Raw genomic sequence first — 25,578 nt, forward strand, 5'->3', positions numbered from 1 at the left:
GCCAAACACCTGGCCTTCCCGAAAGTCATCGACCGCGCGGATCCTCCGGTCCGACCCGAGCGGCATGTCCCGACCTCGATCCCGACCCTCAGGCGACGCCTGACCGTGGCCCTGGCCAACCGCCTGCAACGATGTCCGTGCTGCACAAGGCCCATGGACCGTCTGCGACAGACACGCAATTTATGACGCAGTAAGACTAGATCATCGGACCGGATATCATATCCAGTCCGACGGTCTAACCACCTGTGTTTGCATCGGCTTTCCCGAAAACCGCACTCCACTTTTCGGAGCGATGCCAAGCAAGGTCAGGACGTGGCCACGCCGCGTTCGAGCTGCGGGAGGAGATCCCAGATCCGCCGGTTCAGAGCATAGAGTTCCTGCGTCGCCGCCGCGATCTCGTCGAGCCGAGCCTGGTCGACGGGGCGGCGGGTGCCGAAACGCAGCCTGCCCCGGGCCTCCTCCAGTTTCATGCTCTGTGTGTGTGTGATCGCCCCGCTCGCGTCGACGACGAAGGTGGCGTGGTTGAGATCGTTGCGCAGCCGCGTTGCCGCAGAAAAGGCCTCGACAACCGCGTCAAGCTCGGCGCGCAGCCCCTTGTCCGTGATCCGGACCTTGGCGAGGCGCTGCGCCAGGTCGAGGCGCGCCCGCGTCGTGTTGAGCGTGGAAAAGACGATCGCTGCAGCCGCCTCGTCGGTGTCCAGCAGCAGCATCAGCACATAGATGAACATGCTCTCATTGTTGGACCAGGCGAAATTGAGATCGCCTATCAACGACAGAAAGGCTACCCTTTGCTCGGCCGAGCGTTGCGCGGCCAGCTCCAGCGCGATGAAATCAGGACGGGGCGGCAGCGTAGATGGCCCGTTCCGGTTGTGCCTAAGCATGTCGTCCACCGTTCCTGAAGGCTCCGATACGGCAGAGCCAGCATGTTCGATCTTCTGAGAGCCCGACCAGCGCGCAAGGCTGCCTTCTCCGTCCTCGAGCCGTTCGTTCTGAAGACTTCCGCGAATGGCGCCGGCCTGCAAGCGGGCGACTGGCTCCAGCCGCAGATTCTCGGTTTCCTTGCGACCCTGGTCACGCTGATCGTCGAACGCAAATGCGGCGAGCTGCGAACGCACGCGCTCGCCTCGGCCCAGTCATCGGTGCTGAATGCTCTCACCGGGATCGGCCCGGAACTTGTGGGCGAGGAAATCTGTCTTCTGAGCAGCCGCCGAGACCCGGCCTTCACCGCAGGGTCGATGGGAGCGCTCGCCTTTCTGGAAGCCTTGGACGCCACCCGGCCATCGGCGGGCGAACTGGTAGGAATGGAGCCGCTCGGCACAGCTTCCAGCGAAGCCGGAAGCAGAACGCTGGACGAGCTCTGGCACGACCATGTCGAACGTCATATGCGCAGAGGTCAGTTCTTGGCCTGAGAGACCGGCATGCCGAAACCGCTGAAGCTCGCAGCTCGGACCCGCGGCTGCGCCGGCTCGTCGTCAAGCAAGCCGAGTTCAAGTTGAACTTCCGTCAACGCCTCGCCGGCCTCTTCCAGCCGCTCCGGCCGGGTTGCAAGGAGCCGCCGCAACGCCTGAATGAACAAGGTGTCCGTTTCCGCGGTTGCGATGCCTTCCAGCGCTGCCATGAAGCGTTCAAAACGCGCGACGCAACTCGCGCTGCCTGGGCCGCCATCGACCTGGCAGTCCAGGAACTCGCAGCGCATGACCATGTCGCCATGCTGCCATGGTGCGTAGCAGGCCACCTCCAGCGGAGAAACCGCGAGGCCGCCGGCAATCTTCTGCTTCAGATGCCAGGCCGTTCGGACGGAAACTCCCAGCGTTTGCGCCAGCCTTTGCGACCCCATCTTCTGCCGGGTCGCCGTCAGCAGGTAGAGGGCCTGGAGCCAGACATGCAGAGGCACATGGCTGTTGTGAAAGATCGTGCCGTTCCTGATCGTGAACGGCTTCCGGCAGGAATAGCATTTCCACGCGCCAATCGGGGTGCTCAGGCCGTTGAGCCGCCCCAGCCGGGCAGCCTCGCCGCAATGCGGGCAAACCGGTCCGGAAGGCCAGACCATTCGTTCGAGCGACAAATGGACGACGCGCTCGTTCTGCAAGCGGATGGCGTTCGGCATGGCGCAACCTCCAACCCGAAAACATGGTCCCAGATGGGTAATTGAAAGTCAATAAAGTCTGAAAATGGGTAATAATTCGATACATTGACGCCGCAAGGGCATAGTTGGATGTTTGCTGATCGGGAATAATGCACACAACCCCCAAATTGTCACATTATTTCTGAGACATTTATCAATTTAGGCAACAAAAAGAAATTGTTCGCCGATAATGAATATTACATTCAATAATTTTAAATAATATTCAGAATTTATACCTATCTGCTAGTATATGACTCATAAAATTATATGTCTCAGATTTCATTTCGCACACTCTGGCCCAATATCGAACCAGACTAATAGTTCAGAAAAATTATTACTTATATCAACTAATTAATATCGGGAGACGCAAACAATGACTTAGTCAATTAAGGGGTTTCTGCTGTCGCCAGTACGAAATCTTGAAGAACGTTCCTTGCGTAGATAGGCGGGACATTCATTCGACATAAATTATCAATATTCCGCACTAATGGCATCCAACGCAAGTGGATCGGCGCAGCGCAGAAGGGACGCGGCGATCAACGAGCGGAAGGGTGCCTTTCCTTTTTTGACGGGAAAGCACCATGCCGAACAACAACGATTATCACCCGCAGGATCCAAGCCAGGATCAGGCGCAGGCTGAGATTCAAGCCCAATTGCAGGGACAAGGTCAGGGGCAAGGACAAGGCCAGGGGCAGGGACAAGGCCAGGCGCAGTACTCCGCGCAGGCCGTCGACACCTCCGTCTGGAATGACAACGGCAACCTGAATCTCAACGGCAACGGCAATCTGAACGCCAATGGCAACCTGAACGGCAACCTCAACTACAACGAGAACATCAACCACGTTCAGACCGCCGTCGACACCACTGTCAATGTAAAGGTCGACCTCGACCTCAGTGGCGCCCTCGTGCCACCCGTCGATAACCGGGTGATGGATATCGACTCGATTCACGACATCCACGACTCGATCGTGATGCCGTCCGTCGTCACCCAGACGACGGATGACGGCAACAACTTCAATATCGCGCAGGTCAACAACCTCACCGACAATGACAGCCTGTCCAATCCGTCGGTGAACTTCAACTCTGGTGGGCTCGACCCGTCCTGCTATGGTCCAGGCCATATCCCGGAAGCGGTTGGCGATTTCTCCATGACCGCCACGGCCACGGGTGGCTCAGCATCGTCGAGCTTCGGCGACATCCATGGCGGAAGTGACGGCTACTCGGGCATCGGCGCGGCTGCTGCCAACGTGGCCCTGACCCAGGAGGCCTTCACACAGCACATCGCCATGGGCGCAAATGTCCAGTTCAACTCCGTCGATCACCTGACCGTCGCAGGTCACGACATCGGCACACTTTGAGCGTCCCAACGCTCGGAAGGCAAGCTATGCTCGGACGCGCGGGGTCGCCTCCCCGCGCGCTCCCTGCTCGGGGCCGGTGAGCCCCTGAGCCCACGCAATGCCTGGTGCCCTCGCGACCGGCCTTGCCAGGCAATAGTGCAGAGTGTGCCATGAACATTGGCGGCTTTACCGAAACGATATGGCATTTTGCCGGCTATCTTCGCGTCTTCATTGATGAAATGCGGGCGCGCGAAACTTATGACGGCGAAGCGTCCCGGGTCGTGTCGGACGAGGGGGGCGATCGCTTCTACGATCGCGTTGCGCCCATCACACCGGATGAAACGGCTTCGCAACCCGTGTTCTTTCGGGCGCCGAACGTCTCCGACGACAGTCCCGCCCTCCACAGCCTGACGCCCACACCCTTCACTCCGCCGGCCAGAATCCTCCCATCGAGTCATCCGCCTCCACATCGCCTCGATGCGCCCGACAGCGTCGATAACGACTATGGCTATATGGTCACCAGCCACAAGATCGTCACTGTGGGGTATCAGAACGGCGGCACCGAGACATTGCTCTCGATCCACCAGGTCAATCAGGCGGACGACCGGGATCTGCTGACATCCGACGCGATCCGTTATCCTGACGGCACTCTCGTCGTGCCCCCCGAACTTCATCTCGACGGCGTCCTGAGCGACATGCTGCACCAGGCGCAGAGCGCTGTGCCCGGCGAGGTCGCGGCGCTTCAGGGCGGCACGACCCAGAGCGTGATAGCGGCTATCGAAAGTCGCGATATGCGCTGGACCGAAACGGGGAGCCCCTATTCCGACGGCAGCCCTGTCTCACATGCCATGGAAGGCAGAATTGTCGACGGCGCGCTCAACGCGAACGATCCACCGGTGCCGAGCCTTGCCGAGGTCGCGCCTTGGCGCCTGGCCGACGCGCCCGCCGACAGCATCACCAAATCCATTACAGCCGCCGAACCCACAGGCGGGGTCGCCGTCGTCTCGGAGACCGGGCTGAACATGCTGGCAAATGCTGCGGTCATCGTCGACGCCAACGAAGCAACAGGCTCGATGATCGTGGGCGGCAATTATTTCTTCAGCCGCGGCATCGCGCAGGTAAATGTCCTCGTGGACAACGACCATGTCGACGTCGCCGTCGATGGCACGCTGGCCCCCTTGGTTCAGAGCCATGGCAACGAAGTCCACAACATCGCGGAATTCGCGACGCATACGATGACGATCGCGCCAAACGGCGCCGCAGCGACCCCCTTCTGGTCGGTCGATGTCATGCCGGGAAGCTTCTATGATGTGAAATCCGTCATTCAGTTCAATGGACTGAACGATAGCGACAGGATCGTTCAGGCGGAGAACGGAACCTATTTCGACGTGAAGAGCGGCGAGAACGCCCAGCTCAATCTCGCTCAGATCACCGGCCTGGACAGCTACGACATCATCATCATTGGCGGCAACTATCACCGCGCCGACTGGATCTACCAGTACAACATCGTTCTGGACTCAGACAGCGCCAAGCTGTTTGCAACAGGCCACGGCAGCGATATTACCGTTGTCACCACAGGCTTCAACAACCTTACCAATCTCGCAGATATCACGACCTATGACAGCGTCGCATTCAAGCCGATGCAGCAGGCGCATTACGATCTTCTCGGCGCTCTTGATCAGAACTCTACAATTCTGACGCCCGACGCCAACTGGCAACTCAACGGCAACAGGTTCGGAACGCTGCACGTCCTCTACGTGCCCGGCGACTATTACGACGTGAACGTCATCACCCAGATCAATGTTCTGAACGACGCCGACCAGGTCATCCAGGCCAATGCTCAGCCCGGGACGACCCAAGGTGTCGCCGCCGGCGGGAACACGGTGCTCAATGAGGCGCATATCATTGATCCGGGCACGCTCTCGACCTCGAAATACCTGGGCGGCGACGCCTACGAGGAGAGCGTGCTGATCCAGACCAACATGATCACCGACACCGACAAGGTCACCATCCACGACACCCAGACATTGGTGCCCGAGCTCGTCGCCTTCGCGCATGACGTCGATACACATTCCGGATCGGACTCCTCCATCTCGCGCCCGGTCGTACCCGACCCGTCCCAGCACGATCACCTCACCTCCAACATCATGTCTTGAGGCCAGTACGCATCGAGGGCTCTCCATGACCGACGAAGCCGTTCCCGCCGCGCCACCGAACCGTCCAGATGCCGCCAGGTTGCCCGGAGCCACGCCGCTCGGGACAACCATTGGCAGGCCCCCGCCCCCGCTCACGCTGGTCGCCAATTCAAACGACCGCATGGCCGGCGAGGCCCGTCAGGCCTCACCAGGGCAAGCCCCGCTGCGCGCCGAGGCGAAGCATGGCGCTCCTCCCGCCGACAGCGTCCCCAATCTGCGACCGGTCGGAGGCGCCGGCAGCCCGCAAGGCACGACGACATCGAACGGTCCTGGGGGCGGCAAGGGCGGAACAGGTGGTGGYGGAGGGGGCGGTGGCAGCGGCGGCCGATCACCGCTCGAACAACGCCTCGGGGATCGCGATTTCCAGCAGGTCCTCGGCAAAGGGCTCGCGGAGGCGCGCCACAACCTGGTGATCGTCGCGATCTTTTCGATCGTCGTGAACACGCTGGTGCTGGCTGTCCCGATCTATCTGTTCCAGATGTCGGACAGGGTGCTGACCAGCCGCAGCCTCGACACGCTGATGATGCTCTCGATCATCGTGATGGTCGCGATCCTGGCCCATGTCCTGCTCGACATGATGCGCCGCTTCATCCTGATGCGGGTTGCCGTGGATGTCGAAAGCCGGCTCGGCGGCCCCGTTCTCAGCGCGGCAGCCAAGGCGGCCCAGAGCGGTTCGAATCGGGAGTTCCAGATACTCGCCGATCTTCAGCAGATCCGGAGCTTCCTGACCGGGCCGGTCATCCTGACGATGCTCGATGCACCGACCGCACCGATCTACCTGCTGGCAGTCTATCTGATTCATCCGCATCTCGGCTACATCGTCACGGTCGCCGCCATCGTCCTGTTCGTGGTCGCCTATTTCAACCAGAAGCTGACGGCCGTCCCCTTCGCAAGGTCGAGCGCGTTTGCGACGCGCGCCAATCTTCAATCGGAAGCGATGTCGCGCAACTCGCAGGTCATCAACGCCATGGGCATGATCCCGGAGGGCGTGCTGATCTGGGGCCGCGAGACCGCGGAATCCCTGAAGGCGCAGGTCAGCGCCCAGGACCGCAACATCATGATGACCGGGTTGTCGAAGTTCTTCCGGCTCGGCACGCAGATCGCCATGCTGGGCTGGGGTGCCTGGCTGTCCCTGGAAGGATCCCTCACCGGCGGCATGGTCATCGCGTCATCAGTGGTCGCGGGCCGCGCGCTGGCCCCGCTTGAAGGCACGATCGAAGGCTGGCGCAGCTTTATCCACGCGCGTGCCGCCTATTCCCGGGTTCAGGCCCTGTTGCAGGCCTCGCCGCTCAATCTCGATCGGCTGAAGCTGCCGAACCCCAAGGGCCGCCTCGATGTCGAGCGCATCCTCTATGTGCCGCCACCGAACAAGAAGGTCATCCTGAACGGCATCAGCTTCAGCCTCGAACCCGGCGACTCGCTTGCCATCGTCGGCGCCTCGGGCAGCGGCAAGTCGACGCTCGCGCGCATGCTGGTCGGCTCGATCACGCCAACGGCCGGCACGGTGCGGCTCGACCGGATGGAGCAGCGCAACTGGGACCCGCGGCAGTTCGGCGAGAATGTCGGCTATCTCCCCCAGGATACGCAACTCTTCCCAGCCTCGATCAAGGCCAATATCGCCAGGATGCGGGACGACGCGAGCGACGAGGATGTGTATGAGGCTGCCGAGATCGCCGACATCCACGAAATGGTCGCGCAGTTCGTACATGGCTACGAGACGCAGATCGGCATCGATGGCAGCCCGCTCTCCGGCGGCCAGAAGCAGCGGCTCGGGCTCGCCCGTGCCTTCTTCGGCAATCCGAGACTGGTCGTTCTCGACGAGCCCAACTCCAATCTCGACACGATCGGCGAGGCCGCGCTGGCGCGAGCCTTCGAGCGTGCCAAGGCGCGAGGCATGACGGTCGTGGCGGTGACACAGCGACCGGCCCTGCTGCGCAGCGTCGACAAGATCATGATGATCAAGGATGGCGCGGTCCAGGCGATCGGCGCACGCGACGAGATCCTGCCCCTGATCGTCGGGCAGCGGAGCATCGACAACACGCCAAGGCCGAACTGAGATTCTGTGCCGCCACGCCCCTGCCGGGGCGGGCAGTCGGGCGTTTTGCAAGGGTGGAGAGACGCACGATGACCGCAATGATCGCAGCCCAGCCCTGGTATGGCGACGTCCCGCGCAACACCCGCTGGGCGAAACTCAGCGGCATCGGCATCATGCTGATGACGGTCATGGGCTTCGGCGTCTGGGGCAATACCGCACCGATCTCAGGCGCCGTGATCGCGCCGGGGGTCTTCGTGACCACGGGACAGAACAAGACGATCCAGCATCTCGAAGGCGGCGTGATCCGCGAGATCATGGTGCGAGAGGGCGACGTCGTCCTGCCCGGCCAGTTGCTCGTGCAGCTCGACGACACCTCTTCCCGGGCGGAACTCCGCCGGCACCTGCTCAAGCAGATGCGGCTGGAGGCGGTCGAAGCGCGGCTGAACACCGAGGCGGCCGGTCGGTCCCAACTGGTATTCCCCCCCCACCTGATCGCAAGCAGCACCGACCGCGACGTCGCCGCGATGCTCCAGGCGCAGACGGCCACTTTCATTGCCCGCCAGAACAACATCTCCAATGACATTTCGGCTCAGCAAAAGGGCATCGACGGGCTGGAGGAAAGAATCGCAGGCAGCAAGGCCCAACTTGCCGCCGTCGCCCAGCAGAGCGAACTCCTCAAGGAAGAGCTCGCTGGCAAACAGGCCCTGCTGGACCGTGGCTATATCCGCAAGCCCGACGTCCTCGCGCTTCAACGCAACGCCGCCAATCTACGCGGCGAGGCCGGCCGGATCACCGGGGACATCGGCGACGCGCGGGAGCGCATCGCTCGCGCAGTCGAGCAGATCGATGGTGTCAGAAAGAACGCGATCAAGGCCGCATCGGAGCAGTTGCAGGACGTCAGTGCCGATCTGAACGATGTCCGTGAACGCATACACACGGTAAAGGGGGTTCTCGACCGCGCCAGGATCGTCACTCCGGTCAAGGGAACCGTGGTCAAGCTGCGCTACCACTCAGCCGGCGGTGTCATCGAGGCGGGCAAGAGCATCATGGAGATCGTCTCGCTGCAGGAAGAGCTCGTCATAGAGACGCATGTCCGTCCTCAGGATATCGACAAGATCAAGCACAGTCAGGTCGCGACCATCCGCCTCAGCGCCCTCAATCAGCGCACGACGCCGATGATCAAGGGCAAGGTGATCTATATTTCGGCCGACGCCCTGCCGGATGAAAGGCAGCGCGGCTACCCCAATACGTCCGATCTCTATGTCGTACGGGTCCGCCTCGACAGCAACAGCGCCGCCGCGATCCACGATTTCCAGCCGACGGCCGGCATGCCGGCAGAGGTCTATATCCAGACGAAGGAACGCACGTTCTTCGAATATCTGATGCAGCCGCTGAAGGACAGCATGGCGCGCGCTTTCCGGGAAACCTAAGCCGTCGATGTGGGGCGGGCGCCTTGCGGGGCGCCCGCCCTGTCCGGCTTCAGGCGTGATGCCGTACCCTGCCGCGAGAGCCTGCCGGAACCGCGGCTTGCCGGACGGGAGCATCGGCGAGGTCCTCGAGAATCGGGCAATCGGGGCGACCGTCGCCGTGGCAATGATGCGCCAAATGGCCGAGCGTCTTCACCATCGCCTGAAGCTCGCCGATCCGCGCCTCGAGCTCGCCGATGTGGCGCAGGGCAAACGCCTTCACATCGGCACTGGCCCGGCTCTTGTCGCGCCAGAGCGCCAGGAGTTCACGCGTTTCCTCAATCGAGAAACCGAGATTCCGGGCGCGCTTGACGAAGCGCAACGTGTGGACGTCGTCACCGGCATAGACACGATAACCCGCCTCGGTGCGCACCGGAGCCTCGATCAGCCCGATGCTCTCGTAGTAGCGGATCATCTTTGCGCTGACGCCAGAGGCTGTTGCCGCTTGTCCGATGTTCATCTCTCATGCTCCTCCTACAGTCTCACCCCGCCAACGCGAGCCTGGCGGCGCGCTGGTCCTGCAACGGGGCCGGCGTGCGAGCGCGGAAGCGCTTCAGGCGCAGCGCATTGGTCAGGACGCTGACGCTCGACAGCGCCATGGCCAGTCCGGCGAACATCGGCGACATCAGGATGCCGAAGCTCGGATAGAGCGCGCCGGCAGCCACCGGGATCAGCAGGGCGTTGTAACCGAAGGCCCAGATCAGGTTCTGGCGGATATTGGCGATCGTCGCCTGTGACAGCGCAATGGCATTGGCGACACCATTCAGATCGCCCGACATCAGCACGACATCGGCGCTCTCGATGGCGATGTCCGTGCCGGTGCCGATGGCAATGCCGACATCAGCCTTGGCCAGGGCGGGCGCGTCGTTGATGCCATCCCCGACGAAGGCGACCTTGGCGCCACCGGCCTGGAGCCCGGCCACCACCTCGGCCTTGCCGGTCGGCAGAACCTCGGCCACGACCTCGTCGATGCCAAGCCTCGCGGCAATCGCCTCGGCCGTACGCCGGTTGTCGCCGGTAATCATCACGACGCGCAGGCCGAGCCGATGCAGCGATGCGATAGCCTCGGGGGTCGTGGCCTTGACCGGATCGGCAACCGCGATGATGGCCGCGAGCCTGCCGTCGATCGCCGCATAGAGCGGCGTCTTGCCGGCATCGCCCAGGCGGCCTGCCGCCTCCGTGAAGGGCGAGAGGTCGAGCCCGAGACGCCGCATCAGCCGGTCGGCACCGATCTCGATCGTCCGGCCTTCGACGACGGCCTTGACGCCGAAGCCGGGTTCACCCGCGAACTCCGACACCTCTGCGAGGGCGAGGCCGCGCTGGCGGGCAGCGACAACGATCGCTTCCGCAATCGGATGCTCCGAGCGAGCCTCGACCGAGGCGACCAGCCGCAGCACCTGGGCCTCCTCGAAGCCCTCGGCGGTGACGAGATCGGTCAGCTCCGGCTTGCCCTTGGTCAGGGTTCCGGTCTTGTCGAGCGCCACGATCTTCGCATCCTTCAGACCCTGGAGCGCATCGCCCTGGCGGAACAGGATGCCGAGCTCGGCGCCCTTGCCGGTGCCGACCATGATCGAAGTCGGAGTCGCCAATCCCATCGCGCAGGGGCAGGCGATGATCAGCACGGCGACCGCGTTGACGAGAGCATAGGACAAGGCGGGGCTGGGGCCGAAGGCGAACCAGGCCGCGAAGGTCACAAGCGCGAGCGCCATCACGGCCGGGACGAACCACATCGTCACCTTGTCGACCATGGCCTGGATCGGCAGCTTCGAGCCCTGCGCCGCCTCGACGGTGCGGACGATCTGCGAAAGCAGCGTATCGGCACCGACCTTGGTGGCGGTGAAACGGAAGGCACCCGTGCCGTTAATCGTGCCACCGGTCACAGCCGCCCCCGCTTCCTTGCGGGCGGGCACCGGCTCACCGGTGATCATCGCCTCGTCGACATAGGACACGCCGTCGAGAACCTCACCATCGACCGGGATGCGCTCCCCCGGACGCACAATGACGACATCGCCCGGAACAACGCTCTCGATCCCGACATCGGCCTCGACGCCGTCGCGTAGGACACGCGCCGACTTCGCCTGCAGCGACATCAGTCGCCGGATCGCTTCGCTGGTCCGGCCCTTGGCTCTGGCCTCGAACCAGCGTCCGGTCAGGACGAGCGTGACGATGACCGCACCGGCCTCGAAATAGGTGTAGTCCGTGCCGTCAGGCGGGAACTCCGGCGCGAAGGTCGCCACCGTCGAGTACAGATAGGCCGCGCTGGTACCGAGCATGACCAGCGAATTCATGTCCGGCGCGCCACGCAGCAAGGCCGGCCACCCCTTCTTCAGGAAGCGCAGGCCCGGCCCGAACTGGACGAATGTCGCGAGCAGGAAGGACAGGAGCTTGATGTTGAACTCGCCGACACGCCCGGCGAGAAAATGGTGCAGCGGCTCGTACATATGCGAGCCCATCTCGAAGACGAGCAGCGGGATTGTCGCGACTGCGGCGATGATGACCGCGCGCTTCAAACCCGCCTGCTCCGCCTCGCGCGCCTGCTGCTCGCGATCCGAGGCTCCGGCATCGATGCTCGCCGCTTCGGCGGAATAGCCCGCCCCTGCAACGGCCGCGACGAGCTGCTGCATCTGGCCCGCACCGCCGAGAGTCCGCACGGTGGCACGCTCGGTCGTGAGATTCACGGTCGCGTCGAGCACGCCCGGCACCGCCTTGAGCGCCCGCTCGACCCGGCCGACGCACGACGCGCAGGTCATGCCGGAGATCTTCAGCTCGACGGTGCGCTCGGTGGGCTCGTAGCCGGCGCCGCGGATCGCGTCCGCGATCGCGCCGGCATCGCTACCGCCGGAAGACAGGGTCACACGCGCTCGTTCGGCCGCGAGGTTGACCGCGACTGAGCCGACGCCGTCGACGGCCTTCACGGCGCGTTCGACGCGCCCGACACAGGAAGCACAAGTCATCCCGCCGATCTCGATCTCAAATTCTCTAACGGGGCTTCCCGCTGTCCGTGCCATCGCCATGGCTTGATCTCCGCATGTTGATGGCGAGGGGTATGATCCTTCCCATGATGGGAAGGTCAAGGCCAATTTTCAACACTCCGCGAGAGGGCCGGATCCTCCCCATGATGTGCGCCGGCATCCCGCAGAGGGCGCTTGACCTTCCCATCATGGGAAGCTTTAGGCTCCCTTCATACCCCTCAGAAAGGATGCAGAACGATGTGCGGATGCCAGAGTCATAGCGAGAAGACGACACCTGGGACTCAGGCACAGCCTCAGGGCGCGGGAACACTCAGCTTCCGCGTCGAGGACATGACCTGCGGGCATTGCGCCGGTACGATCATCAAGGCGATCGAAATTGGCCTTCCCGGAACCCGCGTCCAGGCCGACCCGGCCTCGAAACTGGTCAGCGTCCTGGGCACCAGTGACCGCGCCGCCATCGCGGCGATCGTCACGGCGGCCGGCTACACGCCGCAGCCCGTCACCGCCTGATCCAACATCCTGCGCCTGGTCAGCTATAGGCCAGGCGCAGCCCCGCCTCGTGGCAGCAGGCCTTCAGGCTGGTGAGGATCGCCTTCTCATTGGTCTGCACGCCATGGCGCTGCAGGCATGGCACCAGGATCGCCGCCTGCGCATAGCCCGCCGGTCCGATGACCGGGCAGGCGATATCGGTAACCGCCAGAATGTCGCGGCTTGGTGCGATCTGGTGTCCCTGCTCCCTGATCATCGCGAAGATGGCTGCAACGCCGGAGCTCTCTAGCCGCGTCCGCGCCTCATTATCGGCATCCTTCATCAGGGTCAGACGCCGTGCCCGTGTCTGGAACGCCAGGATGAGCAATCCGGAATTGGCCTCCAGCGCCGGCCTGCCATAGCCCGGCCGCACGGTAACCGTCGCGTCGAGATGTCCGGAGGTCGTCGCGAGCACCACGGTCTGCGCACGGCTCAGCACGACGAGATGAGCCGCCTGCCCGCTCTCCTCGCTGAAGCGCTCCATCAGAGGCAGTACGACCGAGGTCAACTGCCGCCCGCTGGGCGTCCTGATGCCGAGATCGAACAATCGTCGCGACAGTGCGAGCCTGTCCGTTCCCGCCTCCCGCACCAGATATCCGCGCTGCTGCAGCACGAAGACCATGCGGAAGATCTCGCTCTTCGAACGCTCCAGTCGCTCGGCAATGGTGCGGGTCGATAGCGGCTCGCCGACATCCGCCAGCAGCTCGAGAATATCCAACCCCTTCTCCAGAGCCGGAGCGGAATAGGAGGCCTTCTCGCCGTCATCTGTTTCCGGAAGGTCAGGCATGCTGCCTCGTTTCATATGTGAAGCTTGACATCAAATAAGAAGCCAACCTAGCCTCTTGTAAAGGGGAGGCTCAATGACACCATCGCTGATCACTCTGTCGGTTTGTTGTGGGCGTGCCGTCACGCCGCCTGCGGCCGTGGCGGTCTGAGCGCGATGAAATACGGCCTGCAGTTTCGGGATGTGTTTGCGGCGTGGGAGTCGATCCTCGACGGCGTCTGGATCACGCTGCTGCTCTCGGCCTGCGCGATGCTCGGCGGCCTCGTCATCGGCGTCGCCTGTGCTGCGGCGCGGGTCTATGGACCGGGCTGGCTGAAGCGGATCGTCGGTGGCTATGTCGAGGTGATCCGCAACACGCCACTGCTGGTCCAGCTCTTCCTGATCTTCTTCGGCCTGCCCAGCTTCGGCCTCCGGCTCGACGGCCTGACGGCGGCGATCATCGCGCTCGTCATCAATCTCGGCGCCTATACCACCGAGATCGTCCGGGCCGGGCTGGAAGCGGTGCCGAAGGCGCAGACCGAGGCCGGCCACTCGCTCGGCCTCTCCGGCCTGCAGGTCTTCCGCTACATCGTGATGTTCCCGGCGCTGAAATCGATGTTTCCCGCGCTCGCCAGCCAATTTGTGCTGCTGATGCTGGCGACGAGCGTGGTCTCGCAGATTTCGGTCGAGGACCTGTTCCACGCGGCCTCGATCGTGCAGTCGCGCACCTTCCGCGACTTCGAAGTCTACACCGTGATCGGCGTGCTCTATCTCGGCCTCGCGCTGGCCTTCCGCGGCCTCTTTGCCGGCATCTATTACTGGGCGTTCGTCAGGCGATGATCCGTTCCTTCGGCCTGATCGATGTGATGTACCTGGTCGCGGCGGCGCGCTGGACCGTGGCCTTGACCGTCACCGCCTTCACCGGAGCCGCCCTGCTCGGCCTGGTCATCGCCGTCGTCCGCATCCTGCCCTTCGCGCCGCTGCGCTGGCTGGCGGCCGGCTACACCCATATCGTCCAGGGCACGCCGCTGCTGGTCTGGCTGTTCCTGATCTTCTTCGGCCTGCCGCTGATCGGCATCTCGGTCAATCCGTGGTTCGCAGCCGCCGTCGCCTTCTCGGTCTATGGCAGCGCCTTCCTCGGCGAAATCTGGCGCGGCGCGCTGATCTCGATCGCCAAGACGCAATGGGAGGCCGGCGCCTCGCTCGGCCTGTCGCTCTGGGAGCAGTTGCGCCACATCATCGTGCCGCAGTCGATCCGCGTCGCAATCCCGCCCACCGTCGGCTTCCTCGTCCAGCTCATCAAGAACACCTCGCTCGCCGCGACGATCGGGCTCGTCGAATTGACCCGCGAGGGCCAGCTCACTGCCGCCGGCACCTACAAGCCTTTCGCCGTCTACATCACCGTCGCCTGCATCTACTTCCTGATGTGCTTCCCCCTCACGCAATGGAGCCGCTCGCTCGAGCGGAAGCTCGATGTCGCTCGTTGAAATCAAGGGGATCAGCAAGAGCTATGGCGCGGTCCAGGTTCTGAAGAACGTCTCGCTGGACGTCGCGAAGGGGGAGATCATCGCCGTGATCGGGCGCTCGGGCTCCGGCAAGAGCACCATGCTGCGCTGCATCAACGGCCTCGAGCCGATCCAGGGCGGTTCGATCCTCGTCGACGGCGTGCAGGTGAACGATCCCAGGACCAACCTGCGCAAGCTCCGGCAGGAGGTCGGCATCGTCTTCCAGAGCTTCAACCTGTTCCCGCATCTCTCGGTCTGCGACAACATCACACTCGCGCCGCGGGTGGTGAAGAAGCAGGCGCCAGACGCAGCCCGCGAGATCGCCCGCGACGTGCTGCGCCGCGTCGGGCTGGAGGACAAGCTCGACGCCTTCCCGTCCCAGCTTTCCGGCGGCCAGCAGCAGCGCGTCGCCATCGCCCGTTCGCTCGCGATGCAGCCCAAGCTGATGCTGTTCGACGAGGTCACCTCGGCGCTCGATCCCGAACTCACCGGCGAGGTGCTGAAGGTGCTCGAATCGGTGGCGCAGGACGGAATGACGATGATCCTCGTCACGCATGAGATGGGCTTTGCCCGCCGCTTCGGCTCGCGCGTGGTCTTCATGCACGAGGGCCGCATTCACGAAGAAGGCCAGGCCGCGGCGGTGCTCGCCGAGCCGAAGACGCCCGAACTACAGACCTTCCTCAGCGCGGTCCTGCACTGAGGAGGCCGATCGACACCAGTTGCACAACGAGGGGAGACGAAACATGCGTTCGCTATTTGCAGGTTTGGCTGCACTGACTGTTGCCGTCTTTGGCGGAGCCGAAGCCCGGGCCGACAAGCTCCAGGACATCCTGTCCAAGGGCGTGGTACGCATCGGCGTGCCGCTCGACGCCCCGCCCTTCGGCGCTCAGGACGAGAACCGCAAGCCGATCGGCTTCGACATCGAGATGGCCGAGATGGTCGCCAAGGGCCTCGGCGTGAAGCTCGAGATGCAGCAGATCACCGGCGCCAACCGGATTCCGTTCCTGCTCACCGACAAGGTCGATATCGTGATCTCGGTGATGGGGCTGACGCCGGAGCGCGCCAAGCAGATCCAGTTCACCGCGCCCTATGCCAATACCTTCCTGGCCGTCTATGGTGCCAAGGCCTCGCCGGTCAGCAGCCCCGAGACCATCGGCTCCGCCCGCGTCGCCGCCGCCAAGGGCACGACGCAGGAGCTCGCGATCTCGGCAACCGCCCCCAAGGCGAGCCTGATGCGCACCGAGGACGACGCCACGGCCGCGGCAGCCTATATCACCGGCCAGGCCGACCTGCTCGCCACCAACAGCATCGTCGCGCAGGCGTTGGCGAAGCAGAACCCGAACAAGGAATTCGAGCGCAAGTTCGTCATCCGCCGCAGCCCGGCCCATATGGGTGTGCAGATGGATCAGCATAATCTCGTGCGCTGGCTCGACGGCTTCATCTTCTTCAATGCGATGAACGGCGAGCTCGACCGGCTGCATCGCAAGTATTTGGACATGCCGATGGACCCGCTGCCGACGCTCTGAGCGACGCCAGACATCAGCCGGGCGCGGGCCGCGCCCGGCATTTTCCCTTCAGACTGCGCCACCGGGCCGGATTGCCGCCCCAAGAGCCTCGGCGCGCCCGCGAGCCAGCCATGACCAGCGTCAAGCAGAACCCCACGCCCCGTCCGTCCAGCGCCTTCCTGACAGTCGATCCCGCGCGCGACGGCAAGCAAGTCGGCTTCGTCATGATTCCGCATTCGCCGCATGACGACGCCTGGGGCGCGACGCGGATCCCGATCGCGATCATCAAGAACGGCTCCGGCCCGACGGCGATCCTCGAAGGCGGCAACCATGGCGATGAATACGAGGGGCCGATCACGATCTGCGACCTGATCCGCGATCTCGATCCCGGCCGCGTGCAAGGCCGGCTGATCCTGATGCCGGCGAACAATTCGCACGCCGTCATCGCCGGCCAGCGGACGTCGCCGGTCGATGGCCTGAATTTCAACCGGACCTTCCCAGGCGACCCGCGCGGCACCATCACCCAGCAGATCGCCGCCTTTGTCAGCGACCATATCCTGCCGCTCGGCGACGCCTTCCTCGACCTGCATTCAGGCGGCTCCTCGCTCGACATCATCCCGAGCGCGATCGTCGAGCCGACCGACGATCCGGCGCTGCACGCGCGCAATGTCGCCGCAGTGCAGGCGTTCGACGCGCCGATGACGGTGGTGATCAGCAATCTCGGCGAGCCGCGCACCGCAACAGCAACGGCCTGCCGCAACGGGCTCGTCACCGTCGGCACCGAGATGGCGGGCGGCGGCACGGTTTCGCTGGAGGCGCTCAAGGTCTGCCGGCGCGGCGTTGCCAATGTGCTCGACCATCTCGGCATCGTCGCGCGCGACACCCCGGAGCCGAAGCGCGGCGAAGGCCAGATCCTCGAGCTGCCCGGCACCTCGGCCTATGTCTATGCCACCGTCGACGGCGTCTTCGAACCCTTCCACGCCAATGGCGCCAAGGTCAGGGCCGGCCAGCCGGCCGGCCGCATCCATTGCACCTGGGACCCGACCCGCCCGCCCGAGACGCTGCACWATGCCGCCGACGGCATCCTCTACGGCCGCCGCCAGCCCGGCCGCGTCCGGCCCGGCAATTGCTGCCTGATCGTGGCTGCGCCCTATCGCGGCGTGCTGTCGTAGCGGGGCGCGTCAGCTCTCCCGCCAAAACTCGCAATAGCGAGTGCCGGACTGCCAATGGGCGATGGCCTCGCGAACATAGGCAATCGTGTTCTCCGGCAAGCCATCGATGGGGAACCAGGCCAGTTCGGCGCATTTCTCAGGCTCGGCATTGCGAAGCTCGCCCTGCCACCTGCGCGCCTCGAAGAAGAAATCCAGCCGCTCCTCGTCCTGCGATCGGTGGAGCACAGTTGCGAAGGTCAGGCTGGCCGGATCGATCTCGACGCCCGCCTCCTCCTTCGCTTCGCGCGCGGCCGCTGCTCGCAGCGGCTCGCTGCCGTCATGATGCCCGGAGACGAGACCGTAATTGCCGTCCTCGTAACCCGTGTTCGCGCGCCGCAGCAGCAGGAGTTCGCTCCCCCGCCCAAAGATCACATAGACTGACACGACCAGCTTGAACCGCTCCGGCTTGCCGGTGCTCTCTGCCCTGATGGACATCTAACGCACAGGCTCGACGACCTGCCAGGCCGATCCGGTATCGTAGAAGAAGCGCTCCTCGACGATGCGGTCGCCGCGCCAGCGCTGGATCGCGAGTTCTTCCAGCCGCCGCGTCACACCCTGCTTGTCGGTGGCATCGAAGATCCAGTGAATCACGACCCGGTCACCATCGACCAGCACGGCCCGGGCGGGATGTGTGTGCATCCGGTTGAGCCGGACGAGTGCCCTGGCCTCATGCGCCATCAATTCGTCGCGTCCGCGGCGCGGCTCGGCGCCGTTCTCCTGCATCGAAGCATCCTCGCAGTAGAAGTCGCGGATGGCGCCGACATGATCGCCACTCACGACGGCTGCGACAAAAGCCTCGACACGCTGGCGATCAGGCATGGTCAGTCTCCTCCGGATGATCCGTGCCGACATTCATGCACGGCCTCAGGCGATCAACCAGAACTGCGCTGACAGCCTGAGTCAGGAGGACAAACGATCGCCAATCCGCGCAATCATGGCCATCGCGCCGGCCAGTTCCGCATCGGTGATATACTCCTCGGGCTTATGCGCCCTGTTCACGTCACCCGGCCCGCAGACGATTGCAGGGATGCCCGCGGCCTGAAAGAGCCCGGCCTCGGTCCCGAAGCTGACGGCCTGCTGGCGCGGCTTCCCGCAGACGTCCTCGGTCAACCCGACCAACGGATCCTCATCGGGCAGATCGAGCGGCGGATAGTCGCTCATCGTCTCGAAGCCGAAGACGACATTGTGCCCATCCGCGACAGCAGCCGCATGGATCCGCTCCGCCTCGCGCGGCAGGAAGGCAAGCAGTCCGGCCGGCTCCTGTCCAGCGATGGCGCGAGCCTCGACCTCGAAGACGCATTGCGCCGGAACGATGTTGATGCCGGTTCCCCCCCGCACCGTGCCGACCTGGATCGTGGAATAGGGCGGGGCAAAGCTGTCGGCGAAGGGGCCCTCCACCGCATGCCGGCGCGCCTCGGCATGCACGGCAGCCATCAACTCCGCAGCGTAGTGAATGGCATTGTCGCCGAGATCGGTCCGCGACGAGTGCCCGGCCTTGCCCTCGACCGTGACGCGTTGAGCGATCTTGCCCTTGTGACGCAAGACGGGATGGAGATCGGTCGGCTCGCCGACGATGCAACCAGCCGGCCTGGGGCAAAGCTCCGGCAGCCGCGCGATCAGGTGACGAACGCCGACGCAGCCGACCTCCTCGTCATAGGAGAGCGCGATGTGGACCGGCCGCACCAGCCGGCGCGAGGTGAGATCCGGCACGCTCGCCAGCACGCTGGCCACAAACCCCTTCATGTCGACAGCGCCGCGCCCGATCAGGCGGTCGCCATTGCGGCGCAAGGCGAAGGGCTGTCCGACCCAGCCCTCGGGGGCAGCAGGCACGACGTCGAGATGGGCCGAGAGAATGATCCCGCCCGGCTCACGCGGTCCGATGGTGGCGAAGAGATTGGCGCGATCCCCTTCCGGCCCCGGGACGATGACGCTCTCGACACCATGGCTCGCGAGGTATCGGCGGACATGCTCGATGATCGCCGCGTTCGGCGTCCGGCAAACAGAGGGAAAGGCCACAAGATCGGCCAGAACCGTTTCGACAGTCGTCATGACAAGCCACGTGATTGAAGCGGCCGTCGATCGGACCGCACAGGAGGGATAAGCGCAAATCTAGCAGAGGGGCAGCTCGCAATCCGTGCCCGTCTGGCACCCGGAGGCGCCCCATCCTGCCGGGATTGGCCCTGCCGCCGGCAGAATGTTCCGATCTTGTGGTCCAGGGCGAGAGAAGCCTCGCCCCGGACCGCGCATCGACCGCAGCCGTCAGTGCTGGCTGCTTACTTCTTCTCGATGTTCCAGAACAGCATAACCGGTGCGGCGAGCACGCCTGAAATAGTGCTGCGGCGGGCGTAGGGCTGGTCGAACTGACCGAGCACACGGTACGGCTGCACTTCCGTGAGTCGGCGATGCAACGCTTCGATCGCGAGCTTGCCGCTTGCCTCGTCCGGAGCATCGACGACAGCGCCACGCAGCCGTTCGGCCTCGGCATCGCAGGGCCAGCCCGCCCACGCCTTCTCGCAGCCCATATTGGTGCCGATATTGGTCATCGGCGACTGCATGGTCGCGCCCGACGCATAGGTGACGAACAGGTTCCAGCCGCCCTGATCCACGGTGCCGCGATTCTGCTGGCGGGTGGTGACGGTGCCCCAATCGGCAAACTGGACATCGACATTGAAGCCGACCTCCTTGAGCGACTGCGCCGCGACCTCGGCCATGCGACCGATCGGGGCGATGTCGTTCGAAGTGCTCAGCACCAGCTTCTCGCCCTTGTAGCCGCTCTCGGCGAGCAGCTTCTTCGCGGTTGCAAGATCGGGCTTGGCATAGGCTTCGGAGCCGATTTCGGTTCCGTTTGGCCCACCACAGACGAAATAGGCATTGCAGCGCTTCCACCACTCCTCGTCCCCGAACCCGGCGGCGAGGAAATCGGCCTGGTCCGTGGCATAGGCCAGGGCGAGCCTGGCCTTGGGATTGTTGAACGGCGGATAGAGGTGGTTCGGCCGCAGCATCACCTGGTTGGCGAGGTTCGAGTAGCGTTCGACCTTGACGTCGCGGGTCTTGGCGATGGTCGAGATCAGGTCCTGGCTCGGCTGCTCCCAGATATCGATCTCGCCGGTCTGGATCGCAGCGGCCGCCGTCGCGGCGTCCGGCATGATGATCCATTCGACGCGGTCGAGCTTGACGACGCGGCCTCCCGCCAGACCGTCGGCCGGTTCCGAGCGCGGCACATAATCGGGGTTGCGATCGTAGACGACGCGCGCGCCGCTGCGCCATTCCGCCCGGTTGAAGCGGAAAGGGCCGCTGCCRATCGCTTCTGTGACCGGCTTCATCGGATCGCTCTTGGCATCGCTCTCGCGCATGATCACAGGGATCTGGCCGACCGCCGAGCCGAGTGCGAAAGGCACGAGTGCCATCGGCCGCTTCAGCTTTAGCGTGAAGGTCCGGTCGTCGACCGTCTCCAACCCTTCCGTATACTCGCCGAGCTTGCCGCCGATCGTGTCGCGCGCCATCCAGCGCTTAAGCGAAGCGATGACGTCGCGGGTCGTGACCGGCTGGCCGTCATGGAACTTGAGGCCGGGCCGCAGCGTGAAACTCCAGGACAGCTTGTCGGGAGCAGTCGAGAAGCTCTCGACCATTTGCGGGTGCGGCTGCAGCTTTGAATCCCAGGCGAACAGCGTCTCGTAGATCATCAGCCCATGCATGCGGGTGATGACGATCGAAGCGGCAACGGGATCGAGCGTCTTGAGATCCGCATGCGGCGCGACACGCAAGGTGCGGCTCGGAGCCGGCTGGGCCTGTGCCTCGAGACCGAGCGTCAGCGACGCGGCGCAAAGCAACAATCCGGCAAGGCGGGAACGGATCATCGGGTACCTCCAACGTCGTCGACACGATCGAATAGCAGGACACGCGCCCGATGGCTGTCGACGCGCAGGGAGCCGTCCGGCTGCAGCCACAAGCAAGGCCGGTGCCGCCAGGGACCATGAACAAGATCGGCGAGCGCGCGGCCTCCCGGCAAGGGGGTCAGCCGGGTGGTCATGCCGACCGGCTCGGCCCAGGGCCATTGGGCCGTGCCGTCCGCTTCAACCGTGATCTCGACGCCGAAGCTGCGCTCGCGCCAGCGGCCGACAAGGCGCGGGTCGAGCGGCGTGGCGGCCGGAACGCGCAGAAGACGACGCTCGACACCGCCGATCCGCGCCCGAATCTCGTCTTCGCCGAGCGTGCGGAGCTCGATGTCGAGATAGGAAGGCAGGCTTCTCAACCTGCCGTTCTCGCCGACGACGAGACGCTCATGCCCGCCCATGACGCCGATCGAGTCTCCAGCGAGCTCGGCCCAGAAGGACCCTTCCTCTCCGACATAGAGGCCGGTCGGCCCAGCCTTCGGTGCCTCGGGCAGCGCTTCGCCCAGAAGTGCCGCAAGCACACGCAACGCCGGCCAGAGCGCCTCCTCCTCACGATTGCTCAGCACGACGACGCCGACACCATGCTCGGGCGCCATCAGGAAGTGGTTGCGGTAGCCCGTGAGTGATCCGCCATGGCCGATCACCGTGGTACCGAGAAGCGGAGTGCTGACCAGGCCGAGGCGGTAGCCGCTCTCGCGACCATCCGCGAACTGGCGCGGCGCGGTGAGTTTCTCGAACAGGCCGGCGAGCGGCCCGCGCCCGGCCATCAGATCGGACGCCCAGATCGCCAGCGCCGATGCGCTGCCGACAAGCCCGCCTGAGGCAGAGAACTGGAAGCCGTAGCGTCCACGCCGCCAGTTGACGCCATCATGCCAGTAGCCAGTTGCGAGATCCGGCACGATCTCGCTCTCATCCTCCGGGAAGACGAAGGGCAGGGCGAGAGGCCCGAACAGGCGCAGCCGCAGGGCTTCGCGATAGGTGATGCTGCGCTGGGCCGGCAGCACCGACTGCGCCAGGCGCCAGCCGGTATTGGAATAGGCCATCTCCTGGCCGGGCACGGCATTGATGCCCGGCAGGCGCTGAGCGAAACCGTGAATCTCAGGCGCGCTGAGGCTCGTGGTGTAGGGCACGCCGAGCTGCCACAGGGTCTCCATCATGTCCGGCAGGGCGCCGGTCATGTCAAGTGCGCGGCCGAGAGGCACGGCGGCTATGGCGGCAGGCAAACCATCCAGCAGGCTGCCGAGTGGTGCGTCGAGCGATATGCCTTCCAGCAGCAGCGTCGCCGCCATGAAATGCTTGCTGATCGAGGCCAGACGATTGGGCGTATCCGCCGTGAAGGGCGTCTGTTGTTCCAGATTGGCGAAACCGCCGGCACAGGCCTCAAGCCGTCGCTCCGCATCGAAGATGACGACCGCACCACCTGGCCCTGCCTGATCGGCCCAGCTCTTCGTGATAGCGGCTGCTTCCGCCTCGGCCCGTGTCCAGTCCAGCATGATTTCTCCCTCGCTTCCTCGCTAGTGTTAGAGAGGCATCCGCAGACGACATAGGCCCTGCCACTGCATGGCAGGCACGCGGAAACCGTCGGATCGAGACGCGGGGAAGAGCCGGACTGACGACGGCTTGCTACAATACCTTGTCCAGAAACCCCTTCGTGCGCTCTTCGCGTGGATTGCCGAACACATCCGCCGGCGAACCATGTTCCACGATCAGGCCGCCATCGGTGAAATAGATATGATCGGCCACCTCACGCGCGAAGCCCATTTCATGGGTGACGAGGATGCATGTCATCCCTTCTGCGGCGAGGTCCTGGATCGTCACCAGCACCTCCTTCTTGGTTTCGGGATCGAGCGCGGCGGTGACCTCGTCGAACAGCATCACCTTCGGGTTCATCGCCAGCGACCGCGCAATCGCGACCCGCTGCTGCTGACCGCCCGAAAGCTCGCCGGGATAGGTCGCGAGCTTCTGCGAAAGGCCGACCTTGGCGAGAAGCTTGCGCGCCCGCTCCTCGACTTCGACCTTGTCCTGCTTCAGCACATGGATCGGCGCCATCATCACGTTCTGAAGCGCGGTCTTGTGAGGAAAGAGGTTGTATTGCTGGAAGACAATGCCGACGTCGCGACGCAGCGCCAGCTTGTCGAGCTTCGCATCGTTCACCTCGCGACCGGCGAGCCTGATCGAGCCCTTGCTGATCGGCACCAGCCCATTGATACAGCGCAGCAGCGTCGACTTGCCTGAACCGGACGGGCCGATGATGCAGACGGTCTCGCCACGCCGGACAGTCAGGCTGACATCCCTGAGGACGGAAAAGCTGCCGAAGGATTTCTCGACCCCCTCGACTACGACGACGGGCTCGCCCAGTTGATGACGGCTCGCCATGGCTCAAGCTTTCACGTTGAAGCGCCGCTCCAGCGCCAGCGTCGCCCGCGCGATCGGGTAGCAATAGGCGAAGAACATCAGGAGCAGCAGCAGATACATCGGGATCATCAATTCCGGCCGGCTCTCGGCGATCAGCGCCGCGCGGGTGACGGAGAGCGCGTCCTGGATGCCGACCACCGAAATCAATGTCGTCGCCATGGTCAGGATCGCATAGAGGTTCATCCAGGGTGGGAGCATCCGCTTGAAGGCCTGCGGCAGGATGATCATCCACATCGTCTGCGCCCGCGTGAAGGCGAGCGCATCGGCGGATTCCCACTGGCCGGCGGGAATCGACTTGATACCGCCGCGCACGATCTCGGAGACATTGGCCGCGACCGGCAGCGCAAGTCCGATGACCGCCTTCACCCAGGCTGGGAAGGCGATCGTGATGCCGAACAGCTGAAATTCGAAGGGCAACAGGAACATCGCGTAGAACAGCAGCACCAGCCAGGGCGCGTTGCGGAAGAACTGCGTTACGCCCCAGGCGGTCTTGCGGACCGGCGCGACCAGCGAGACCTGCGCGATGCCGACGAGCACACCGACGACGGTGCCGAGCGCCATCGAGAGGAAGCTGATCAGGATATTGAACAGGAAACCCTGGAAGATAAGCGGCGCCCAGCGCAGCAGCACGGTGGCCGCACCTTCGCCAGCCGGACGCGCCGTGACCTGCGCAAGAGCCAGCGAAGCGCCGAACAGGATGACGAAGACAGTCAGCGTGCCGCCGCCCAACATCATCGGCGCGGCGAAACCCGAGGGGGCGATCGGCGCAGGGGCGCGGTACGGCTTGAGCACCGGCAGATCGGTTGAGCCGGACCTCATGTCGAATATCCCGGAATGCGCATCGACCGCTCCCAGCGGCCCATGATCCAGACCAGCACCGCCACCAGCACGACATAGGTGACGAGCAGAACGTTCATCATCTCCCGGACGTTGAACACCTCGGACCAGATCTGCGAGGCCGCATAGAGCAGCTCCGGCACGCCGATGGCATAGGCCAGCGTCGTGGTCTTCACGAGATTGATCAGGTTGTTGTTCAGCGCCGGCAGGCAAATGCGGAAGGCGAGCGGCAGCACGACATGGAGATAGAGCTGCAGACGGGTATAGCCGAGCGACTCGGCCGCTTCGACCGTCGTCGATGGCACGGCCTCGATGCCGGCGCGAAAGATCTCGACGTTGAAGGCGCCGGCGAAGAGCGAGAATGCGATGATCGCCCAGCCGGTCCCGGAGACCAGCGGCGACTGGCCGCCAAAACCATCGCTCACCGTCGGCAACAGGCTCGCCACGGCGAAGTAGAAGAAGGAGAGCTGCACCAGCGGCGGCGTATTGCGGAAGAACTGCACATAGACGCGCACCACGAGTCGACCGGAGCGCGAATTGCCGCCGGCGAGCCAGACACCGATCAGGCCTAGCGCCATCGATGCGATGATCGAGACCACGCAGATATAGGTCGTGGTCCACAACCCGGTCAGGAAGCGTGAACGGTCGAACGCATCGTAGAAGACCGAGAAATTCAGCCCCTGCGTATCGTTCAGCCACTGGAAGAAGGACGCGATCAAGAAAACCTGCTCATGCCGCAGCACCGTTTCAGCCGAAGGCCTATCGTCATCCGAGATGCCAGGACGCGGAAT

Annotated in this window: 24 protein-coding genes; 11 read left to right on the forward strand and 13 right to left on the reverse strand. The window is 64.2% G+C overall.

Annotated elements, in window-relative coordinates:
* Positions 1–305 precede the first annotated feature (305 nt).
* On the reverse strand, positions 306–881 hold the full coding sequence (locus AC1DW9_RS25030) for a hypothetical protein (RefSeq protein WP_441507537.1): 576 nt from the start codon (positions 879–881) through the stop codon (positions 306–308).
* A gap of 42 nt (positions 882–923) precedes the next feature.
* Between AC1DW9_RS25030 and AC1DW9_RS25035 the strand changes: the two genes are divergently transcribed.
* Positions 924–1,409 (forward strand): hypothetical protein, encoded by a 486-nt coding sequence (locus AC1DW9_RS25035; RefSeq protein WP_441507536.1) that lies wholly within the window; start codon positions 924–926, stop codon positions 1,407–1,409.
* Here AC1DW9_RS25035 and AC1DW9_RS25040 read toward each other — a convergent pair.
* Complete coding sequence (locus AC1DW9_RS25040; protein ID WP_441507535.1) at positions 1,394–2,107, reverse strand: transposase; 714 nt, start codon at positions 2,105–2,107, stop codon at positions 1,394–1,396. The two genes, AC1DW9_RS25035 and AC1DW9_RS25040, sit on opposite strands and share 16 nt — an antisense overlap.
* Positions 2,108–2,706: 599 nt before the next feature.
* Between AC1DW9_RS25040 and AC1DW9_RS25045 the strand changes: the two genes are divergently transcribed.
* From AC1DW9_RS25045 to AC1DW9_RS25060, 4 genes are all read left to right on the forward strand, one after another.
* Positions 2,707–3,483 carry a hypothetical protein gene (locus tag AC1DW9_RS25045; protein ID WP_441507534.1) on the forward strand — a complete coding sequence of 259 codons (777 nt, stop codon included), beginning with the start codon at positions 2,707–2,709 and terminating at the stop codon, positions 3,481–3,483.
* 149 nt (positions 3,484–3,632) lie between these two features.
* Positions 3,633–5,618, forward strand: a complete 1,986-nt coding sequence (locus AC1DW9_RS25050) for a hypothetical protein (protein WP_441507533.1) — start codon at positions 3,633–3,635, stop codon at positions 5,616–5,618.
* 25 nt (positions 5,619–5,643) lie between these two features.
* Positions 5,644–7,713 carry a type I secretion system permease/ATPase gene (locus AC1DW9_RS25055; protein ID WP_441507532.1) on the forward strand — a complete coding sequence of 690 codons (2,070 nt, stop codon included), beginning with the start codon at positions 5,644–5,646 and terminating at the stop codon, positions 7,711–7,713.
* 68 nt (positions 7,714–7,781) lie between these two features.
* A complete protein-coding gene (locus AC1DW9_RS25060; RefSeq protein WP_441507531.1) occupies positions 7,782–9,122 on the forward strand; it encodes an HlyD family type I secretion periplasmic adaptor subunit in 1,341 nt (446 codons plus the stop codon).
* A gap of 49 nt (positions 9,123–9,171) precedes the next feature.
* Here AC1DW9_RS25060 and cueR read toward each other — a convergent pair whose 3' ends face one another.
* Complete coding sequence (gene cueR, locus AC1DW9_RS25065) at positions 9,172–9,618, reverse strand: Cu(I)-responsive transcriptional regulator (protein ID WP_069877841.1); 447 nt, start codon at positions 9,616–9,618, stop codon at positions 9,172–9,174.
* A 22-nt stretch (positions 9,619–9,640) separates the two neighbouring features.
* The gene (locus AC1DW9_RS25070; protein ID WP_441507540.1) at positions 9,641–12,166 is read right to left on the reverse strand and encodes a heavy metal translocating P-type ATPase; all 2,526 of its coding nucleotides are present in this window, start codon (positions 12,164–12,166) and stop codon (positions 9,641–9,643) included.
* 201 nt (positions 12,167–12,367) lie between these two features.
* Between AC1DW9_RS25070 and AC1DW9_RS25075 the strand changes: the two genes are divergently transcribed.
* Positions 12,368–12,640 carry a heavy-metal-associated domain-containing protein gene (locus AC1DW9_RS25075; protein WP_441507530.1) on the forward strand — a complete coding sequence of 91 codons (273 nt, stop codon included), beginning with the start codon at positions 12,368–12,370 and terminating at the stop codon, positions 12,638–12,640.
* A gap of 19 nt (positions 12,641–12,659) precedes the next feature.
* Here AC1DW9_RS25075 and AC1DW9_RS25080 read toward each other — a convergent pair whose 3' ends face one another.
* The gene (locus AC1DW9_RS25080) at positions 12,660–13,445 is read right to left on the reverse strand and encodes an IclR family transcriptional regulator (RefSeq protein WP_441507529.1); all 786 of its coding nucleotides are present in this window, start codon (positions 13,443–13,445) and stop codon (positions 12,660–12,662) included.
* A gap of 153 nt (positions 13,446–13,598) precedes the next feature.
* Here AC1DW9_RS25080 and AC1DW9_RS25085 point away from each other — a divergent pair, with 153 nt between their 5' ends.
* The 5 genes from AC1DW9_RS25085 (at position 13,599) to AC1DW9_RS25105 (ending at position 17,603) form a co-directional block, all read left to right on the forward strand.
* The gene (locus AC1DW9_RS25085; protein ID WP_441490320.1) at positions 13,599–14,261 is read left to right on the forward strand and encodes an amino acid ABC transporter permease; all 663 of its coding nucleotides are present in this window, start codon (positions 13,599–13,601) and stop codon (positions 14,259–14,261) included.
* Positions 14,258–14,908 (forward strand): amino acid ABC transporter permease, encoded by a 651-nt coding sequence (locus tag AC1DW9_RS25090; RefSeq protein WP_069877846.1) that lies wholly within the window; start codon positions 14,258–14,260, stop codon positions 14,906–14,908. Before AC1DW9_RS25085 ends, AC1DW9_RS25090 begins: the two co-directional genes overlap by 4 nt.
* A complete protein-coding gene (locus AC1DW9_RS25095; RefSeq protein WP_113519325.1) occupies positions 14,895–15,626 on the forward strand; it encodes an amino acid ABC transporter ATP-binding protein in 732 nt (243 codons plus the stop codon). The genes AC1DW9_RS25090 and AC1DW9_RS25095 overlap by 14 nt, the downstream gene beginning before the upstream one ends.
* Before the next feature lie 43 nt (positions 15,627–15,669).
* Positions 15,670–16,452: a transporter substrate-binding domain-containing protein gene (locus AC1DW9_RS25100; protein ID WP_441507528.1), complete on the forward strand. Its 783-nt coding sequence runs from the start codon at positions 15,670–15,672 to the stop codon at positions 16,450–16,452.
* A 110-nt stretch (positions 16,453–16,562) separates the two neighbouring features.
* Entirely contained in the window at positions 16,563–17,603 is a 1,041-nt protein-coding gene (locus AC1DW9_RS25105) for a succinylglutamate desuccinylase/aspartoacylase family protein (RefSeq protein ID WP_476855208.1), read from the forward strand.
* Positions 17,604–17,612: 9 nt separating this feature from the next.
* Here the strand turns inward: AC1DW9_RS25105 and AC1DW9_RS25110 are convergent, their stop codons facing one another.
* The 8 genes from AC1DW9_RS25110 to AC1DW9_RS25145 all read right to left on the reverse strand — a co-directional run bounded on the left by AC1DW9_RS25110 (position 17,613) and on the right by AC1DW9_RS25145 (position 25,506).
* Complete coding sequence (locus tag AC1DW9_RS25110; RefSeq protein ID WP_441507526.1) at positions 17,613–18,077, reverse strand: NUDIX hydrolase; 465 nt, start codon at positions 18,075–18,077, stop codon at positions 17,613–17,615.
* Entirely contained in the window at positions 18,078–18,461 is a 384-nt protein-coding gene (locus tag AC1DW9_RS25115; protein ID WP_441507525.1) for a nuclear transport factor 2 family protein, read from the reverse strand.
* 81 nt (positions 18,462–18,542) lie between these two features.
* Positions 18,543–19,691 (reverse strand): acetylornithine deacetylase, encoded by a 1,149-nt coding sequence (gene argE / locus AC1DW9_RS25120; RefSeq protein ID WP_441507524.1) that lies wholly within the window; start codon positions 19,689–19,691, stop codon positions 18,543–18,545.
* A gap of 224 nt (positions 19,692–19,915) precedes the next feature.
* Positions 19,916–21,499, reverse strand: a complete 1,584-nt coding sequence (locus AC1DW9_RS25125; protein ID WP_441507523.1) for an ABC transporter substrate-binding protein — start codon at positions 21,497–21,499, stop codon at positions 19,916–19,918.
* Complete coding sequence (locus AC1DW9_RS25130) at positions 21,496–23,028, reverse strand: serine hydrolase domain-containing protein (protein WP_441507522.1); 1,533 nt, start codon at positions 23,026–23,028, stop codon at positions 21,496–21,498. The genes AC1DW9_RS25125 and AC1DW9_RS25130 overlap by 4 nt, the downstream gene beginning before the upstream one ends.
* Before the next feature lie 130 nt (positions 23,029–23,158).
* Positions 23,159–23,911, reverse strand: coding sequence for an amino acid ABC transporter ATP-binding protein (locus tag AC1DW9_RS25135; protein ID WP_441507521.1), 753 nt, complete (start codon positions 23,909–23,911; stop codon positions 23,159–23,161).
* A gap of 3 nt (positions 23,912–23,914) precedes the next feature.
* Entirely contained in the window at positions 23,915–24,769 is an 855-nt protein-coding gene (locus AC1DW9_RS25140) for an amino acid ABC transporter permease (protein ID WP_441507520.1), read from the reverse strand.
* A complete protein-coding gene (locus AC1DW9_RS25145; RefSeq protein ID WP_441507519.1) occupies positions 24,766–25,506 on the reverse strand; it encodes an amino acid ABC transporter permease in 741 nt (246 codons plus the stop codon). Before AC1DW9_RS25145 ends, AC1DW9_RS25140 begins: the two co-directional genes overlap by 4 nt.
* Positions 25,507–25,578 lie beyond the last annotated feature (72 nt).

This window comes from Allobosea sp. P4_E12 (assembly GCF_056401655.1).

What these genes read in the sequence shown, in the direction of transcription:
- AC1DW9_RS25110 (WP_441507526.1), bottom strand. Translation starts at nt 18,077, where the DNA reads ATGTCCATCAGGGCAGAGAGCACCGGCAAGCCGGAGCGGTTCAAGCTG.
- AC1DW9_RS25070 (WP_441507540.1), bottom strand. Translation starts at nt 12,166, where the DNA reads ATGGCACGGACAGCGGGAAGCCCCGTTAGAGAATTTGAGATCGAGATC.
- AC1DW9_RS25060 (WP_441507531.1), top strand. Translation starts at nt 7,782, where the DNA reads ATGACCGCAATGATCGCAGCCCAGCCCTGGTATGGCGACGTCCCGCGC.
- AC1DW9_RS25090 (WP_069877846.1), top strand. Translation starts at nt 14,258, where the DNA reads ATGATCCGTTCCTTCGGCCTGATCGATGTGATGTACCTGGTCGCGGCG.
- AC1DW9_RS25095 (WP_113519325.1), top strand. Translation starts at nt 14,895, where the DNA reads ATGTCGCTCGTTGAAATCAAGGGGATCAGCAAGAGCTATGGCGCGGTC.
- AC1DW9_RS25085 (WP_441490320.1), top strand. Translation starts at nt 13,599, where the DNA reads ATGAAATACGGCCTGCAGTTTCGGGATGTGTTTGCGGCGTGGGAGTCG.
- AC1DW9_RS25040 (WP_441507535.1), bottom strand. Translation starts at nt 2,107, where the DNA reads ATGCCGAACGCCATCCGCTTGCAGAACGAGCGCGTCGTCCATTTGTCG.
- AC1DW9_RS25100 (WP_441507528.1), top strand. Translation starts at nt 15,670, where the DNA reads ATGCGTTCGCTATTTGCAGGTTTGGCTGCACTGACTGTTGCCGTCTTT.
- AC1DW9_RS25135 (WP_441507521.1), bottom strand. Translation starts at nt 23,911, where the DNA reads ATGGCGAGCCGTCATCAACTGGGCGAGCCCGTCGTCGTAGTCGAGGGG.
- AC1DW9_RS25140 (WP_441507520.1), bottom strand. Translation starts at nt 24,769, where the DNA reads ATGAGGTCCGGCTCAACCGATCTGCCGGTGCTCAAGCCGTACCGCGCC.
- AC1DW9_RS25080 (WP_441507529.1), bottom strand. Translation starts at nt 13,445, where the DNA reads ATGCCTGACCTTCCGGAAACAGATGACGGCGAGAAGGCCTCCTATTCC.
- cueR (WP_069877841.1), bottom strand. Translation starts at nt 9,618, where the DNA reads ATGAACATCGGACAAGCGGCAACAGCCTCTGGCGTCAGCGCAAAGATG.
- AC1DW9_RS25045 (WP_441507534.1), top strand. Translation starts at nt 2,707, where the DNA reads ATGCCGAACAACAACGATTATCACCCGCAGGATCCAAGCCAGGATCAG.
- argE (WP_441507524.1), bottom strand. Translation starts at nt 19,691, where the DNA reads ATGACGACTGTCGAAACGGTTCTGGCCGATCTTGTGGCCTTTCCCTCT.
- AC1DW9_RS25030 (WP_441507537.1), bottom strand. Translation starts at nt 881, where the DNA reads ATGCTTAGGCACAACCGGAACGGGCCATCTACGCTGCCGCCCCGTCCT.
- AC1DW9_RS25130 (WP_441507522.1), bottom strand. Translation starts at nt 23,028, where the DNA reads ATGCTGGACTGGACACGGGCCGAGGCGGAAGCAGCCGCTATCACGAAG.
- AC1DW9_RS25115 (WP_441507525.1), bottom strand. Translation starts at nt 18,461, where the DNA reads ATGCCTGATCGCCAGCGTGTCGAGGCTTTTGTCGCAGCCGTCGTGAGT.
- AC1DW9_RS25050 (WP_441507533.1), top strand. Translation starts at nt 3,633, where the DNA reads ATGAACATTGGCGGCTTTACCGAAACGATATGGCATTTTGCCGGCTAT.
- AC1DW9_RS25075 (WP_441507530.1), top strand. Translation starts at nt 12,368, where the DNA reads ATGTGCGGATGCCAGAGTCATAGCGAGAAGACGACACCTGGGACTCAG.
- AC1DW9_RS25035 (WP_441507536.1), top strand. Translation starts at nt 924, where the DNA reads ATGTTCGATCTTCTGAGAGCCCGACCAGCGCGCAAGGCTGCCTTCTCC.